We start from the raw sequence: 14,337 nt of genomic DNA, 5'->3' as shown, positions 1-14,337 counted from the left end.
TGCCGAAGCATGAAATGAGGGGATGTCAATGGCGGCACCGGAGGGAATGTTCGTATTGGAAGGCCGGCCCACGGCCCAGCTGATCGCTGACCAATTACGTGAGCTCATTGTCCAAGGGGCCTTCAGACCTGGCCAGCAGGTCAATGAATCTGCCTTGGCCAGCCAGCTGAGCACTTCGCGGGGTCCGCTCCGCGAGGCTCTCCAACGGCTTTGCCAGGAAGGCATCCTGGTGAGCAAGCGCAACCGCGGTGTCTTCGTGCTGGAGCTTTCCACGCAGGATGTCAAAGAGATCTACGCTGTCCGTGAAGCAGTGGAGTTGGCCGCGGCAAACACGCTTTTGGACTCGGACGCAGAGCAGGTGGCGGATACCTGCCGAGAGCTCAAGGGCATCATCCGGAACATGGCCAAGCAGGTTGCGGCCTCGGACTGGCAGGCCATTGCCCGCCTCGACATGCAATTCCACACGGCCTTTGTTTCAGGCACTGGAAACACGCGGCTCATACGTATTTATGAGACTCTTGCTGCCGAATCCAGGATGTGTATTTTGAGCCTGGAGGTGGCATATCCCCGCATTGATGCACTTGTGCAGGAGCACCAGCAGCTCCTTGACCTCCTCGAGGCCCGGGACCGCGATGGACTCCAGCAGGCCATCAAACGCCATATGCAAAAGGCCGTGGAGGACCTTACTTCCAGCCCGGAAGCAACGGGAATTACTGCTTAGGAAAGTCTTCATACAGGAAGGGCCCGGTTCAGTTGAACCGGGCCCTTCCTTGCGAGTTAGCTTGTGGGAACGTCCGTGACAACCCACATCTTCCGCAGCGTCTCGTGGATGGTCCAGGTACCCGTCCATCCTGCCGGAGTAACGAACAACGTTCCGGGACCGATGTCGAAGCTGGTTCCGTCTTCTTCCGTGATGGTCGCCTTGCCACTGAGGATCTGGCAGATCTCGTCGTAACCCGGACGGGTGCTCCTGAACACGCCCGGCGTGACCTCCCAGATGCCCGTCTTGTGGTTGTCGCGGGCCCACAAACGGAACGAGACCTCGGTCTGGCCCGGTGTGCTGGTGGTTGCCTTAGGGATGTGCTCCCCCGGGTCCTGCGTTGTTGCGTCGCTCATGACAGTGGCCTTGATCATGGATTCTCCTTCTGGGGCTGGGCCCTTTTGAACGTGCCTGCCGTCTTTGGAAAGCACAGTTTCCATCCTAGCAATTGTCAACAATCGACGATAGGCTTGAAGGAGAAAATATTCAGCGGACGCCCTGCTAGCCCCGGCAGGCCAGCAAGAGTACCGTCGAGGTGACGATGTAGCAGGACAGCCGGGAGCCCGGAACAGGGACTGGCCGTCCTTGGTTCTTAGAGGAGCCATACAGTGGCTGGATGGAACGCGGATACAGCAGCCGGTCCCCTCGGCGCCGGGACTGTCACCCTGGTGGAAGGCACGTCCTTCTGCATCTCCCTGCCTAACGGCGATATTCACCCGGATCATCCCCACGGCATGTTTTTCCAGGACACCCGGGTCCTGTCCGATTGGGTCCTCACCATCAACGGCCAGTCGCTGGAGCCTCTGACCGCCCAGACAAAAGAGCCCTACAGGGCAGCCTTCGCCGGCCGCGTCACACGATCCGACGGGTATGCGGATACACCGCTGATCGTGGAGCGCTTACGGGAAGTAGGCGTGGGAATGGTCGAGCACGTCACTATCCGCAACCATTCGATGGAACCCGTGGAATGTTTGGTCGAATTCGCAGTGGGCTCGGACTTCGCGGACGTTTTCGAAGTCAAGGAAGCGCGGGTCCAGAGGCAGTGGGAGGAGTCCCGCGAGTACCACCACAACACACTGACCATCCGCTCCAGGTGGCAGGATGTCCGGAAGTCCGTCGTCGTAAGTTCCGATGTTGCCGAGGCGACCCGCGAGGGCCTCAGATATCAGACCACTATCCCTCCACGCGGGCACTGGAGCACCGTGGTCACCATTGCTCCCGGAACTGAGGGAGGGGCGCCTGCAGCGCCTGTGGTGCGTCCCGCCGTCGGCGAGCTGTCCCGCAGCGATCAGCGCCGCCAGGAATGGGTGGCCAAAATTCCCGTGCTGCACATGGGCAACCACTCCATCGAGAGGACGCTGCGGCGCAGCTATGACGATCTCGGCGCCCTCCGCATTGAAGACCCCACTCACCCGGACAGGGTGGTTGTGGCGGCAGGAGCGCCATGGTTCATGACGCTGTTTGGCCGTGACTCCCTGTGGGCCTCGGAGATGGCCATGCCCGTTGATCCGTCACTCGCCCTGGGCACGCTGCAAACTCTCGCTGACCGGCAAGGCAAGGTGGTGGATCCCATCAACGAGGAAGAGCCCGGGAAGATCCTGCACGAAGTCAGGCTGGACGTCTCCAGCGGACTGTCGCTCGGCGGCAAATCCGTTTACTACGGCAGCATCGATGCCACGCCGCTGTTCGTGGTGCTGCTGGGTTCCGTCAGCCGGTGGGGTTTCGCCAAGGACACCATTGCGGCCTTGCTGCCCAACGCGGACAGGGCCCTGGACTGGATCCGGGACTATGGCGACAGGGACGGTGATGGGTTCGTCGAATATCAGCGGCTCAATGATCGCGGGCTGATCAACCAGGGCTGGAAGGACTCGTGGGACGGCATCAATTTTGCGGACGGGCGCTTGGCTGAGCCGCCTATCGCCCTCTGCGAGGTTCAGGCGTACGTCTATGACGCGTACATGGCACGGGCGTGGATAGCCTACGACGCCGGTGACGCACCTTTGGCCCAAGAACTCGCGGACCGCGCGGCGGAGTTAAAGGTCCGGTTCAACGAACAGTTCTGGATGCCGGACCGCGGCTATTACGCCATCGCTCTGGACGGCAAGAAACGGCAGGTTGACGCGTGCGCCTCGAATATGGGCCACTGCCTGTGGGTGGGGCTGGTGGACCAGGATAAGGCACCACTCGTGGCCGAACGGCTGATGTCTCCGGAGATGTTCAGCGGGTGGGGTGTGCGCACCCTCGGAACCGACATGGGCGCCTACAACCCGGCCAGCTATCACAACGGTTCCGTGTGGCCGCACGATAATGCCGTTATCGCGGCAGGGCTGATGCGCTACGGATTCGTGGAGGAGGCCCAACGAATTTCGACGGCCTTGCTCGAAGCGGCCGACTACTCCGAAGGGCGCCTCCCGGAGCTGTTCTGTGGCTTCAGCAGGGAGCAATACAGCGAGCCCGTACCGTATCCCACCGCATGCTCGCCGCAAGCGTGGGCGGCCACCTCACCCATCCAACTGATCACCAGCCTGATGCGGTACGACGCCCATGTGTCGCGTGGCGGGTTCTGGATGGATCCCCAACTGCCAGCGTCCTACGGCGACCTGCATATCACCAACGCGCCCATGGGTGGCGGCCGGGTAACGATCGATATCGCCGATTCCGTTCCCACGGTGCAGGGGCTTCCGGAAGGGATGGTTTTCCATAGAGGACACCGACCCTGGTTGACCGAACTTGTGCAGCAGGCCGGCCTCCGGAAGGAGGGCTGATTGGCTATGAAGTTGCCATCAAGTTGGCGGCAGGGCGGGCCGTTTGGGTCCCAGCAGCCGTTTCGCGCATGATCCAGAGTGCCGGCGTGCCGTGCAGGGCAGGCATCACCTCGCCCTTGGTAATGAGCCGGGCGTCCCTCGGGTCTCCCGCGACAGACCACCATCCGGTCTTGGGGCAATGGTGCCCCGTGCGCGATGTTTCAACGAGCTCTGGAGCCAGGGTAGCGGGGCGTCGCTTCTTCATGGGGGGTCCTTCACGCAAGGGGCTTCAGCGGATGCTTGGCCCGGGTTTCAGGTGATGAAGCAAGCGTAGCAATTGTCAACAATTGACGATAGTACCTGGCGAGAGGAATTTCTGGCATGGCCGAGCGAACAGTTTCGGATCTCATCGTGGAACGCCTTCAAGCGTGGGGCGTAGACAGAGTTTTCGGCTACAGCGGCGACGGCATCAACGGTTTCATGGGCGCGCTCCGCAGAGCACAGGATGCCGTGGAATTCGTGCAGGCAAGGCACGAAGAAGCAGCCGCCTTCATGGCCGTGGGGCACGGAAAGTACACCGGGGGCGTCGGGGTGGTGACATCGACGCAAGGTCCTGGCGCTATCCACCTGCTCAACGGACTCTACGACGCCAAGATGGACGGCGTTCCAGTGGTGGCCATCATTGGCCAGCAAAGCACCACCGTCCTGGGCTCGGCCTACATGCAGGAAATCGACCTGCTAACCGTCTTTAAGGACGTTGCTGCGCAGTTCGCACAGCTCGCCAGCTCACCAGAACAGGTTCCCATGCTCCTGGATCGGGCGTTCCGTACAGCCCTGGAGACCAAGTCCCCGTGCGTCGTGATCATCCCGCACGACATCCAATCCGCCCAGGCTCCCGAACTTGAACATGAGCACGGAATCGTTGTCACGGCCCCGGTATGGCACCCCGCACGGGTGATGCCGCGGGAGGAAGACCTGGATGCCGCCGTCGAGATCCTTTCCAAAGGTGAGCGGGTAGCCTTCCTGGTGGGCCAGGGAGCCCGCGGTGCCCGGACCGAGGTCCAAGCGCTGGCCGAAAAGCTGCAGGCCGGCATCACCACCAGCCTGCTGGGGAAGCCGTACGTCGACGAATCGCTCCCCTTCGCTGCCGGCACCATGGGCCACCTCGGCACTACTGCGAGTTCCTATCTCCTGAACAACTGCGACACCCTGCTGATTATCGGCTCGAACGATCCCTGGACGGAGTTCTACCCGAAACCTGGAACTGCCAAAGCTGTCCAGATCGACATTGATGGGCGGAAGATCGGCAACCGCTACCCGGTGGAGGTCGGGTTGGTGGGCGACGCCGCAGAGACACTGGACCAGCTCACCCAGCGGCTCGGTCAGCAGCCCAACCAGGCGGAAAGCGCACGCGCCCAGTGGCGTTCCGACGTCGAAACCCAGGTCCGCGCCTGGCGTCACCTTTCAGAGGAACGCGCAAACATACCCGCCAATCCCGTGAACCCGGAACTCGTGGTCCGCGAACTCAATGGCAGGCTTCCGGACAACGCACAGTTGAGTATCGACGTCGGCAGTTGCGTTTACTGGTACGCACGCCAGCTGACCCTCCCGGCGGGAGTCCCGGCCCATCTGAGCGGCACGCTCGCCAGCATGGGCTGCGCGATTCCCTACGGTCTGGCTGCCAAACTTGCCTACCCGGACCGGCCTCTGGTGGCACTTGCCGGCGATGGCGGGATGCAGATGCTGGGTATCGCCGAGCTGATCACCGTGGCGCATCGTTGGCGCAGCTGGGCGGATCCCAGGTTCGTGGTGTGCGTTTTCAACAACCGCGACCTTGCTGAGGTCTCCTGGGAGCAGCGCGAAAACGAGGCCGAACCGCGCTTCAATGCCAGCCAGGAGATCCCGGACTTTCCTTATGCCGCCTATGCGGAGCTGCTGGGCTTGGCCGGAATACGCGTGGAGGACCCGGCCAAGCTCGGCGACGCGTGGGATTACGCGTTCTCGCTGGACCGCCCTGCAGTCCTGGAGGTCCTGACAGATCCGGACATCCCGCTGCTCCCGCCCTTCCCTGCCGGGGAAAAGAAACTCGAAGACATGCGGTCCGCGCTGGCAGCTGAAGGCGCCGACGGCGAGCGGGCCCGGAAGTTACTGGACAGTTATGCGGAGATGGAGTCCCAATGAACATGGAGCAGTTTCAATGAGCATGCAGCAGTGGTGGACGCAGTTGAGTCCCATGACCCGTGAATGGTTGATAAATAACAACGGCGCCGCCGTGCCCCCGGAAATCGTTGCCGAGATCGCAGGGGCCGGCGGACCACAATCAGCTGATTCGTGGTGGGTCGCGGACGAGGAAAGTCCGGGACTGCAGATGCCCGACGAAGCCATCGATTGGATCGAAGCAATCGCCAACGAAGAAGCGCCCGAACAGTCCTGACTGACCCTAGAGGTTCTCCACCAATGAGACGTCGCGCACGGCTCCCTTGTCCGCGGACAGTGCCATGGCGGCGTAGGCGCGCAGCGCCGGCGAAACGTGGCGCTCGCGATCCTTAGGCTTGTAGCCGCCGTTGACTTCGAGCTTTTCCCGGCGTTCGGCGAGAATCTCCTCCGACACCTCCAACTGGAGGGAGCGCTGCGTGATGTCGATGCTGATAATGTCACCGTCCTCCACCAGGGCGATGGCGCCGCCGGAGGCAGCCTCCGGGGAGATGTGCCCGATCGACAGTCCGGACGTGCCGCCGGAGAAGCGGCCGTCCGTGATGAGGGCGCACTTCTTGCCCAGGCCGCGCCCCTTCAAGAACGAGGTGGGATACAGCATTTCCTGCATACCCGGTCCGCCTCGGGGGCCTTCGTAGCGGATGACCACCACGTCGCCTTCCTTGATGGTCTTGTTCAGGATCTTTTCCACAGCTTCGTCCTGTGACTCGCACACAACTGCTGGGCCTTCGAAGGTCCAGATGGACTCGTCCACGCCTGCGGTCTTCACCACGGCGCCGTCCACTGCTACGTTGCCGCGCAGTACAGCCAGACCGCCGTCCTTGGAGTACGCGTGCTCCACCGAACGGATGCAGCCACCCTCGGCATCGGTGTCCAGGGAGGTCCACTGGTTTGACTGAGAGAACGCGGTGGAGGAACGCACGCCACCGGGAGCTGCATGCCACAACGCCTGCGCCTCTTCCGTGGCCTTGCCCCCGCGGATGTCCCAGTCGTCCAGCCAGCCATCCAGGTCGTTGGAGTGCACCGAGTGGACGTTCTTGTGCAGGAGGCCACCGCGGTTGAGCTCACCCAGCAGCGCGGGGATGCCGCCGGCGCGGTGCACGTCTTCCATGTAATAGGTCTTGTCTCCGGCGACGTTCGGGGCCACCTTGGCCAGGCAGGGAACCTGGCGGGACTTGGCGTCCATCTCTTCCAGGCCGTAGTCCACGCCCGCTTCCTGGGCTGCGGCCAGCAGGTGGAGGATCGTGTTGGTGGAGCCGCCCATGGAGATGTCCAGGGCCATGGCGTTGTCAAAGGCCTCGGCAGTGGCGATGGAGCGCGGCAGAACGGAGTCGTCGTCGCCGTCGTAATAGCGCTTCACGAGCTCGACGACGGTGGCGCCGGCTTTCTCGTACAGCGCCTTGCGGGCGGTGTGGGTCGCCAGCACGGAGCCGTTGCCCGGCAGTGCCAGGCCGATGGCCTCGGCAAGGCAGTTCATGGAGTTGGCCGTAAACATGCCAGAGCACGAACCACAGGTGGGGCAAGCGTTCTCTTCGATGAGGTTGATGTCTTCATCGGAGATGGATTCGTCTACGGCGTCGGCAATCGCGTTAACCAGGTCCAGGGAGCGCACGGAGCCGTCGGTCAGGGTCACGCGGCCAGCCTCCATGGGACCGCCGGAGACGAACACTACCGGGATGTTCAAGCGCAGCGCGGCCATGAGCATGCCCGGGGTGATCTTGTCGCAGTTGGAGATGCAGACCAGGGCGTCCGCGCAGTGGGCGTTGACCATGTACTCAACGGAGTCCGCGATCAGGTCGCGGGAAGGCAGGGAGTAGAGCATGCCGGAGTGGCCCATGGCGATGCCGTCGTCCACGGCGATGGTGTTGAATTCGCGCGGCACCGCACCGGCGGCGAGGATCGCGTCGGAGACGATCCGGCCCACGGGAGCAAGGTGGGTGTGGCCGGGAACGAACTCGGTGAAACTGTTGGCGACGGCGATGATCGGCTTACCGATGTCCGTGTTGGCGACGCCGGAGGCGCGCAGCAGTGCGCGGGCGCCGGCCATGTTGCGGCCGTGGGTAACTGTTCTGGAGCGAAGTGCAGGCATGGTTACCATCCTGCTGTTGTTCTACGGCTGGCGGAAGACGGTGCTGCTACTAGTAGTGAAAGTACCAGAGTAATAGTGTTGAGTCCGTGAAAGATGAGAGGCGCAAGGAACTGGGACTCTTCCTCAGGACCCGCCGAAACCAAGCCCTGCGTTCTGACTACGGACTTCCTCCGGTGGGGCGGAGCCGGGAGCGCGGCCTCCGCCGGGAAGAGATCGCATTCCTGTCGGGAGTCAGCGTCACTTGGTACACCTGGCTTGAGCAAGGCCGGGATATCAGCCCTTCCCGGCAGGTGCTGGAGGCCGTAGCCCGCACACTGCATTTATCCGATACGGGGCTTAGCTACGTTCTGTCCTTGGGCGGCTATTCGTCCTCCCCTCCTGCCGGTCCCGTCGCGGCCGATGCACCTGCTCACGTGCAGCGGCTTTTGGATGCCCTGGATCCCAACCCTTCCTACGCGCTTTCCCCGGACTGGGGCATCGCCGGCTGGAATCGCGCTTATGAGGCGCTGTACCCAAACATCGGTACCTTCGACGCCGCCGACAGGAACCTGCTGTGGCTTGTCTTCACCGACCCCTACATCCGCGATCTGCTTCCCGATTGGGAGGTCACCAGCAAGCGGTTCCTTGCCGAGTTCCGGGCAGAGACGGGGCAACGCTTGGGCGATCCCGATGTTGAGTTCCAAGTTGAACGGCTCAAGCAAGCCAGCCCGGAGTTCCAGGAAAGCTGGGACCGCTACGACATCCTGGGCTTCGAGTCCCGGGAACGGCTCTTCCATCACCCTGCCGTGGGCGTACTGCAGATGGAGCACCACCAGGTCTCGCCGTCGGACAGGCCCGACCTCCACATCGTGGTCTACACACCGGCGCCCGGGAGCGACGCAGGCGAACAGATGCAGCGGCTGATGGTGAGTGGCCTGTAGCTAGCGCCCCTGGTCCGCTTAAGTCACCGCCCAGGGGGTTTCATCCGGAGTAGCCAGCGTCAGCACGGCTTCCTCCACCGTTTCATGGTCCTCCAGCTCACGCTCGATTCGACGCAAAGCAACTGCCACTTGGTGTTCCGGGTGGTCACCCTGAAGGTCGACGGCGGCCACGACGTACAGTTTGCGGGGGCCGACGAACTCCACATGGAGGTAGGTGAGGCGGGCAATATCCCTGTGTTCGAGCACGCGGCGGGCGATGGAACGTTCAATGTCCGGCGTTACACCTTGGCCCACCAGGAAGCGTCGGTTGCGATCGATCAGCACAACGGCAACAACCGCCAGCAGAACACCCACGATGATCGAGCCTACGGCGTCCAGCACGGCCGAACCAGTGACCTGGTGCAGGAACACACCGGCAAACGCAACCACCAGGCCGATCAGTGCAGCAGCATCCTCTGCGAACACGGCCCGCAAAGTGGGATCAGAGCTGATAAGGACCTGCTTCAGGGTGTTCCGCTCCAGTTGTTGGGCCATCTTCCTGGTCTGGCGGAAGGCCTGGACAAAGGAAACTCCTTCCAGGACAAAGGCCACGGCCAGCACCACGTATGCCACCAGGAAGTCCGAAGCGGGCTCCGGCGTGATGATCTGCTGGATGCCGTGCATTATGGACACCACTGCGCCAGCGGTGAACAGCCCGAAAGCGGCAAACATGGACCAGACATATGCTTCCCGGCCATAACCCATCGGATGGCTGTCGTCCCGAGGGCGCCGGGAGCGCCGTTCCGCCACGAAGAGGAATACCTGGTTGCCGGTGTCCGCCCAAGAATGTGCGGCTTCGGCAGTCATGGAAGCAGATCCGGTGATGACGGCAGCCACCGATTTGGCCGCCGCAACGAGGGCGTTCGCCGCAAAGGCAATGGCAACGGTCAGCAGTGTGGAACCGGGCTTATCGCGCTTCTCGGATGCCGCCATGGAGATACCGTACCCAACTGGAGGCAGGTCAGGCAGCACTTCAGGCCCGCCGGGCAGCACCTCGGGCCCGCCGGGCAGCGCAACTCCCCGCGTAACAACTTGCCCCACTCTGTGAGCCATGCCATATTCATTGCATGATCAGCCTGTTGGACAGCTGGACTGCTGGACAAACCAAAGTCGTAAGGGTCGGTGCCGCCGAGGCAGTGCTTGCCACCCTGAGGGCTGCCATTGAAGACGGCAGCCTCCCAGTAGGTTCGCGCCTGGATTCGGAAGCCACGTTGGCGCAGCAGTTCGGCGTCAGCAGGACCATGGTGCGCGAGGCCCTGAAGTCTTCAAATGCCTTGGGCCTGACCGTAACCCGGACGGGCAAGGGCACTTTCGTCATCGCCGACAAAGTTGGCCAGGACCTGAAACTGGGCAAGTATTCGGCACGCGAACTCCTGCAGGCCCGGCCTCACATTGAAGTGCCGGCCGCCAGTTTGGCAGCGGAACACCGCAGCCAGCAGGATGTCGAATCCCTCCGGGAAATCCTGCTGGCAATGGATAAAGAAGACGATCTGGAACAGTGGGTCATCCTCAATTCCGAGTTCCACGCAATCATCGCCCGCAGCAGTGGCAATGGCGTCTTCGCTTCGATGCTTTCCGACATCGACGAGGCCATGGCCAACCAGTCCAGCACCTTGAACCAGGTAGTGGACCGGAGGAAGGAATCCGGACTTGAGCACGCGGCCATTTTTGAAGCCATCGAAAATGGCTCGGCCGAGGATGCCGGGATCGCCATGATGCGGCACCTTCATGGCGTAGAAGGATCGCTAGGGGCTGTCCTACCGGTTTCGGCGCCCTGAAGCCCTGGATCGAACGAGACAACCCACCACACCATTCGGACGGATTCAACGAGGAATCCGCACCGCCTCATTGCGCCCAACTGGGTGCCTGACCATAGGAAATGATGACTAAAAAGTCGACCGCTTGGACACGGCCATGACAACGACTTCCATCAAAGCCCCCACCCGAACCCAACTCACCAGAAGCCAAATCCTCAACTACCTTGCTCGCAATGGCGCAAGCAAAGTATCAGACATCACCCACGGCGTTACGGCCTGCAAAGATACCGTCAAGGCCCGCCTCTCTGAACTGGAGGAAGAGGGGTCCATCCGGGCCAACGTTCCTGCCGATATCCGCGGGAGAACCACGCCTTACTACTCACTCACCACGGCCGGCCTTCCGGCGGAGACGCCAAAAACAGTCATCACGGTGCACATCAAACACGCTGCTGACGGTCGGTTGACCCTGGCATTCGACGACTACCCGGGGCTCACCGCTACAGCCCGAAGCTTCATCGATATACCGGCCGCTGCCCGCAACTCGGCCTCACGTTACACCGGCCACCCCGAGGACAGCTTCGCAGTCCACATCCGCTTCTGAAACAACGACGGCGGTACGCACCTTCCGCGAGGTACGCGCGTTCGGTGCGTACCGCCGTCGTACGTCACTTCCGGTGCCGTTCCGCCCTACTTGACACGTCAACCCATGGCAATGCGCCGTGGGAGAGCGCAATATGGGGGAATGAACGCCTCCAGCGCCGATGGTCCGGCGCAGGGTGGCCCTGTCACCTTCGGGACCCGCCTGCACCCGTGGAGCCGCTACGTGGCGCTGGGTGATTCCTTCACCGAAGGGGTTGGCGATCCGGAGCCCGGCAGCCCCGGTGGACTAAGGGGCTGGGCTGACAGGGTTGCGGAGGAACTAAGCGTCGGACATGAGGACTTCGCCTATGCCAACCTCGCAGTGCGGGGACTGCTGCTCCACCAGATCCTGGAAGAGCAAGTGGCCCCGGCCCTTGAACTGCAACCGGATCTCATAACGCTCAACGCCGGTGGAAACGACCTGCTGTTCCATAGGAGCGATCCCGACAAACTCGCCCTCGAACTTGATTCCGGCGTGAAGGTCCTGGCGGCCACCGGCGCAACAATCCTGCTGTTCGCGGGTCCCGACTGGGGTGCAACCCCGGTGCTCGGGCATGCCCGTGGCAAAGTAGCCATCTTCAACGAAAACATGCGCATCATCGCCGCCCGCCACGACGCCGTGATCGCCGATCTCTGGGCGCTGCGCCAGCTCACCAACCCGCAAATGTGGGATCCGGACCGGCTGCATTTCTCCCCGCTGGGCCAGCACACCATCGCCATGATGGTGCTCGAGACGCTCAATGTCCCGCACACCTTGGAGCCGATGATTCCTAAGGCCCTGCCTCCACGCACGTGGCGGGAGGCCAGGGCGGACGACATCGTCTGGGCTCGGGAACACCTGGTTCCCTGGGTTCTTCAACGTCTCACGCAACGGCTGGCCGACGACAATCGGCACCCCAAGCGGCCGGATCCCGGTCCTGTTTTTGGCGCCGGAATGCCGCCGGGGACCTACGTGGTAACGGATCCGCACAACGTGCACAGAGAAGGAGAACCCCTGGGCAATTAGCTCGTCGGCTGGGCCTCGGCTTGTGCGCGAATGCTCCAGGCGGACCAATCCAAGGGGTGAACCGAGGGGCGTCCGAGCAAGTATCCCTGGGCAGCAGTCACCTTTAACGCCGTGACTTCCTTGAGTTCCGCGGGAGTTTCGATGCCCTCCGCGACCACCGCAGCTCCAACTTCGCGGGCGAGCTCGACCACTGCCCTGGCCCGGATCCGTTGCCCCTCGCTCCCTTCGATGCCTTCGATGAGATGGCGATCGAGTTTGATGATGTCGGGGCTCAGCTCGCTCAGCAGGTCCATGGAAACGAAACCTGCTCCGGAGGCGCTGACAGCAACGCGCAAGCCGAGCGAGCGCAACTGGCCAAGTCCGTCGTCGCGCGTTTGGCCTTCCAAGGCTTCCAAGCTGCCGGTTAGTTCAACGATGATCCGGTCCGGGGCCAGCGACGCTGCAGCAAGCAGGTTCCGGACTCTCGGGTCACGGGACGTCGCCGGAGTAAGGTTCAAGGCGACATACATGTCGTTGGGGACGTCTTTTGCAGCAGTCAGCGCGCAATGAAGGGCTGCGATCTCCAATTCAGTCCCCAAGCCGGCTTCCGCGGCCTCGCGGAACCAGACATCCGCTCCGGCGCCGTCCTCACCGACAAACCGCGTCAACGCTTCGACGCCCACCACGTTTCCGTCAGGCAGCGCGTGGACCGGCTGGAATGCCGTCAACAACAGCTTGTCCGCGAGTATTGCCTGGATGTCTTCCCGGACCTCCTGGCTTACGGGAACAGTCACCGTGCGCGCTGCGTCAGAGGACTCGAGGTGGACGCTGGAGACTTCCTGCCGAATCGGAACCGCCGGCTCTGCGGCCGAAGCCTTCCGGGTTTCCAGCAGATGCTCCAGCAAAGCGCCCTCAGGATCATCCGGACGAGCCTCGATGAGCTGGCGAAGTTTGTTCCTGGCCCCTTCGCTCTTGGTATCAGAATCAGCGAGGATGGCATCGATGATGTCCATCACCTGTTCACGCATGGTCATGCCCTGGGCAAAGGTGGACGCGTTGACGTCCTCCGCTGATGGGTGGTCAGCACCGCCGCCCGGTGGAAAAGAGCCCGCTTCTTGAGCCATTGAATATTCCTTTATGAGTATCCCCCGCTGGCTAAGCCAGACATGACCTGACCCGGAAAAGCATGGGCCCTGCCACGAATCTTACAGAGAATTTCCGCGTTCCAGTTAGGGGCCTGAGGCAGTATGGGAAAACCGTGTCCTGCGGCAGCCAGCACTGGGATGCTTGAGGTGTGATGTCGACTTCCACGGAATCCCGGACCGCGCTCACTTGGAAGCTTTTGCCGGCAGCGATGCTCTCCCTGTCCGGCGTGCCGCTTTTCGCCTTGGGAAACGATTTTCTTGGTTACGCACTCCTTGCGGCCAGCATTGTCACCGCTGCGTTTATCGACCACGGCTTGATGCGGCACCTCGCGTTGGTAGCTGCCGGAATGGTCACGATCAGCCTGGTACCCCTGAATGCGGATCTGAGCATCGAACACATGGCACTCATGGGTGGCGCCTTGGCCTTGGCCGTGTTGGTTCCGTGGCTTGTATCCCGGTACCTGTACAACGAAAAGACGATCAAATTTCCAGTCAACACGGGCCGTGCATGGCCGCTCGCCGCGAAGCTATACCTGGTGGGCGTTGTAGGGCTTGGATACTTCATCCTGCCGGCCTACCTGATCCGGACAGGCGTCTACCAAAATTGGCCGGCCGTCTCCGATCCCACCATCTTCTGGCGCCTCTTCCTCGGGGTGAACTCGGTGGGCATTTGGGACGAACTGTTCTTCATCTGCACCACTTTCACGCTGTTGCGTCAGCACTTCCCCGACTGGCTGGCCAACCTCCTGCAAGCCGTGGTTTTCTCGTCCTTTCTCTGGGAGATCGGCTACCAGGCCTGGGGTCCCCTGCTCACCTTCCCCTTCGCACTGCTACAGGGCTACACATTCAAGCTGACGAAGTCCTTCACATATGTGGTGTCAGTTCATCTGCTCTTCGATTTCGTCCTGTTCCTGGCTTTGGTCCATGCGCACAACCGTGATTGGTTGCCCATCTTCCTGTATTGAGCGATGTGCCTGAGGCCGCTCCTTGGGCCATGACGTGGAGCGGCTGGAACGGACTACCTAAAAACTACTTTTCGGTATGC

At 62.1% G+C, this 14,337-nt stretch carries 14 protein-coding genes; 9 read left to right on the top strand and 5 right to left on the bottom strand.

All coding sequences use genetic code 11. From position 1 onward, the window contains the following. Positions 1 to 28 precede the first annotated feature (28 nt). The gene (locus tag VUN82_01665; GenBank protein XAS72593.1) at positions 29 to 721 is read left to right on the top strand and encodes a GntR family transcriptional regulator; all 693 of its coding nucleotides are present in this window, start codon (positions 29 to 31) and stop codon (positions 719 to 721) included. A 56-nt stretch (positions 722 to 777) separates the two neighbouring features. On the opposite strand, the gene VUN82_01660 is transcribed toward VUN82_01665, so the two are convergent. Then, positions 778 to 1,134, bottom strand: coding sequence for a cupin domain-containing protein (locus VUN82_01660; GenBank protein XAS72592.1), 357 nt, complete (start codon positions 1,132 to 1,134; stop codon positions 778 to 780). Between the two features lie 234 nt (positions 1,135 to 1,368). On the opposite strand from VUN82_01660, the gene VUN82_01655 reads away from it, so the two are divergent. Then, positions 1,369 to 3,525, top strand: coding sequence for a glycogen debranching N-terminal domain-containing protein (locus tag VUN82_01655; GenBank protein ID XAS72591.1), 2,157 nt, complete (start codon positions 1,369 to 1,371; stop codon positions 3,523 to 3,525). Positions 3,526 to 3,529: 4 nt separating this feature from the next. Here the strand turns inward: VUN82_01655 and VUN82_01650 are convergent, their stop codons facing one another. Then, a complete protein-coding gene (locus VUN82_01650; protein XAS72590.1) occupies positions 3,530 to 3,769 on the bottom strand; it encodes a hypothetical protein in 240 nt (79 codons plus the stop codon). A 116-nt stretch (positions 3,770 to 3,885) separates the two neighbouring features. On the opposite strand from VUN82_01650, the gene VUN82_01645 reads away from it, so the two are divergent. Both VUN82_01645 and VUN82_01640 read left to right on the top strand, forming a co-directional pair. Next, positions 3,886 to 5,685, top strand: a complete 1,800-nt coding sequence (locus VUN82_01645; protein ID XAS72589.1) for a thiamine pyrophosphate-requiring protein — start codon at positions 3,886 to 3,888, stop codon at positions 5,683 to 5,685. 16 nt (positions 5,686 to 5,701) lie between these two features. Beyond that, positions 5,702 to 5,938 carry a hypothetical protein gene (locus VUN82_01640; GenBank protein ID XAS72588.1) on the top strand — a complete coding sequence of 79 codons (237 nt, stop codon included), beginning with the start codon at positions 5,702 to 5,704 and terminating at the stop codon, positions 5,936 to 5,938. A gap of 6 nt (positions 5,939 to 5,944) precedes the next feature. Here the strand turns inward: VUN82_01640 and ilvD are convergent, their stop codons facing one another. After that, a complete protein-coding gene (gene ilvD / locus VUN82_01635; protein XAS72587.1) occupies positions 5,945 to 7,807 on the bottom strand; it encodes a dihydroxy-acid dehydratase in 1,863 nt (620 codons plus the stop codon). An 86-nt stretch (positions 7,808 to 7,893) separates the two neighbouring features. Here ilvD and VUN82_01630 point away from each other — a divergent pair, with 86 nt between their 5' ends. Beyond that, on the top strand, positions 7,894 to 8,727 hold the full coding sequence (locus tag VUN82_01630; GenBank protein ID XAS72586.1) for a helix-turn-helix transcriptional regulator: 834 nt from the start codon (positions 7,894 to 7,896) through the stop codon (positions 8,725 to 8,727). 18 nt (positions 8,728 to 8,745) lie between these two features. Here VUN82_01630 and VUN82_01625 read toward each other — a convergent pair whose 3' ends face one another. Next, positions 8,746 to 9,699, bottom strand: coding sequence for a cation transporter (locus tag VUN82_01625; GenBank protein ID XAS74578.1), 954 nt, complete (start codon positions 9,697 to 9,699; stop codon positions 8,746 to 8,748). Between the two features lie 137 nt (positions 9,700 to 9,836). Here VUN82_01625 and VUN82_01620 point away from each other — a divergent pair, with 137 nt between their 5' ends. From VUN82_01620 to VUN82_01610, 3 genes are all read left to right on the top strand, one after another. Continuing rightward, positions 9,837 to 10,544 (top strand): FadR/GntR family transcriptional regulator, encoded by a 708-nt coding sequence (locus VUN82_01620; GenBank protein XAS74577.1) that lies wholly within the window; start codon positions 9,837 to 9,839, stop codon positions 10,542 to 10,544. Positions 10,545 to 10,680: 136 nt separating this feature from the next. Further along, positions 10,681 to 11,124 (top strand): hypothetical protein, encoded by a 444-nt coding sequence (locus tag VUN82_01615; GenBank protein ID XAS72585.1) that lies wholly within the window; start codon positions 10,681 to 10,683, stop codon positions 11,122 to 11,124. A gap of 141 nt (positions 11,125 to 11,265) precedes the next feature. Continuing rightward, positions 11,266 to 12,168, top strand: coding sequence for an SGNH/GDSL hydrolase family protein (locus tag VUN82_01610; protein ID XAS72584.1), 903 nt, complete (start codon positions 11,266 to 11,268; stop codon positions 12,166 to 12,168). On the opposite strand, the gene VUN82_01605 is transcribed toward VUN82_01610, so the two are convergent. Beyond that, positions 12,165 to 13,271, bottom strand: a complete 1,107-nt coding sequence (locus VUN82_01605; GenBank protein ID XAS72583.1) for an EAL domain-containing protein — start codon at positions 13,269 to 13,271, stop codon at positions 12,165 to 12,167. The genes VUN82_01610 and VUN82_01605 overlap by 4 nt on opposite strands. A gap of 170 nt (positions 13,272 to 13,441) precedes the next feature. Here VUN82_01605 and VUN82_01600 point away from each other — a divergent pair, with 170 nt between their 5' ends. Continuing rightward, a complete protein-coding gene (locus VUN82_01600; protein ID XAS72582.1) occupies positions 13,442 to 14,257 on the top strand; it encodes a CPBP family intramembrane glutamic endopeptidase in 816 nt (271 codons plus the stop codon). The last annotated feature ends 80 nt before the right edge of the window (positions 14,258 to 14,337 follow it).

Source organism: Micrococcaceae bacterium Sec5.1, from assembly GCA_039636795.1.
GTDB lineage: Bacteria > Actinomycetota > Actinomycetes > Actinomycetales > Micrococcaceae > Arthrobacter.
The sequence above is the reverse complement of the archived record's forward strand: the minus strand, read 5'-3'. Positions and strand labels throughout refer to the sequence as shown.

Coding starts and splice junctions, on each gene's coding strand:
- VUN82_01650 (XAS72590.1), bottom strand. CDS start 3,769: ATGAAGAAGCGACGCCCCGCTACCCTGGCTCCAGAGCTCGTTGAAACA.
- VUN82_01665 (XAS72593.1), top strand. CDS start 29: ATGGCGGCACCGGAGGGAATGTTCGTATTGGAAGGCCGGCCCACGGCC.
- VUN82_01645 (XAS72589.1), top strand. CDS start 3,886: ATGGCCGAGCGAACAGTTTCGGATCTCATCGTGGAACGCCTTCAAGCG.
- VUN82_01660 (XAS72592.1), bottom strand. CDS start 1,134: ATGATCAAGGCCACTGTCATGAGCGACGCAACAACGCAGGACCCGGGG.
- VUN82_01615 (XAS72585.1), top strand. CDS start 10,681: ATGACAACGACTTCCATCAAAGCCCCCACCCGAACCCAACTCACCAGA.
- ilvD (XAS72587.1), bottom strand. CDS start 7,807: ATGCCTGCACTTCGCTCCAGAACAGTTACCCACGGCCGCAACATGGCC.
- VUN82_01605 (XAS72583.1), bottom strand. CDS start 13,271: ATGGCTCAAGAAGCGGGCTCTTTTCCACCGGGCGGCGGTGCTGACCAC.
- VUN82_01610 (XAS72584.1), top strand. CDS start 11,266: ATGAACGCCTCCAGCGCCGATGGTCCGGCGCAGGGTGGCCCTGTCACC.
- VUN82_01625 (XAS74578.1), bottom strand. CDS start 9,699: ATGGCGGCATCCGAGAAGCGCGATAAGCCCGGTTCCACACTGCTGACC.
- VUN82_01640 (XAS72588.1), top strand. CDS start 5,702: ATGAGCATGCAGCAGTGGTGGACGCAGTTGAGTCCCATGACCCGTGAA.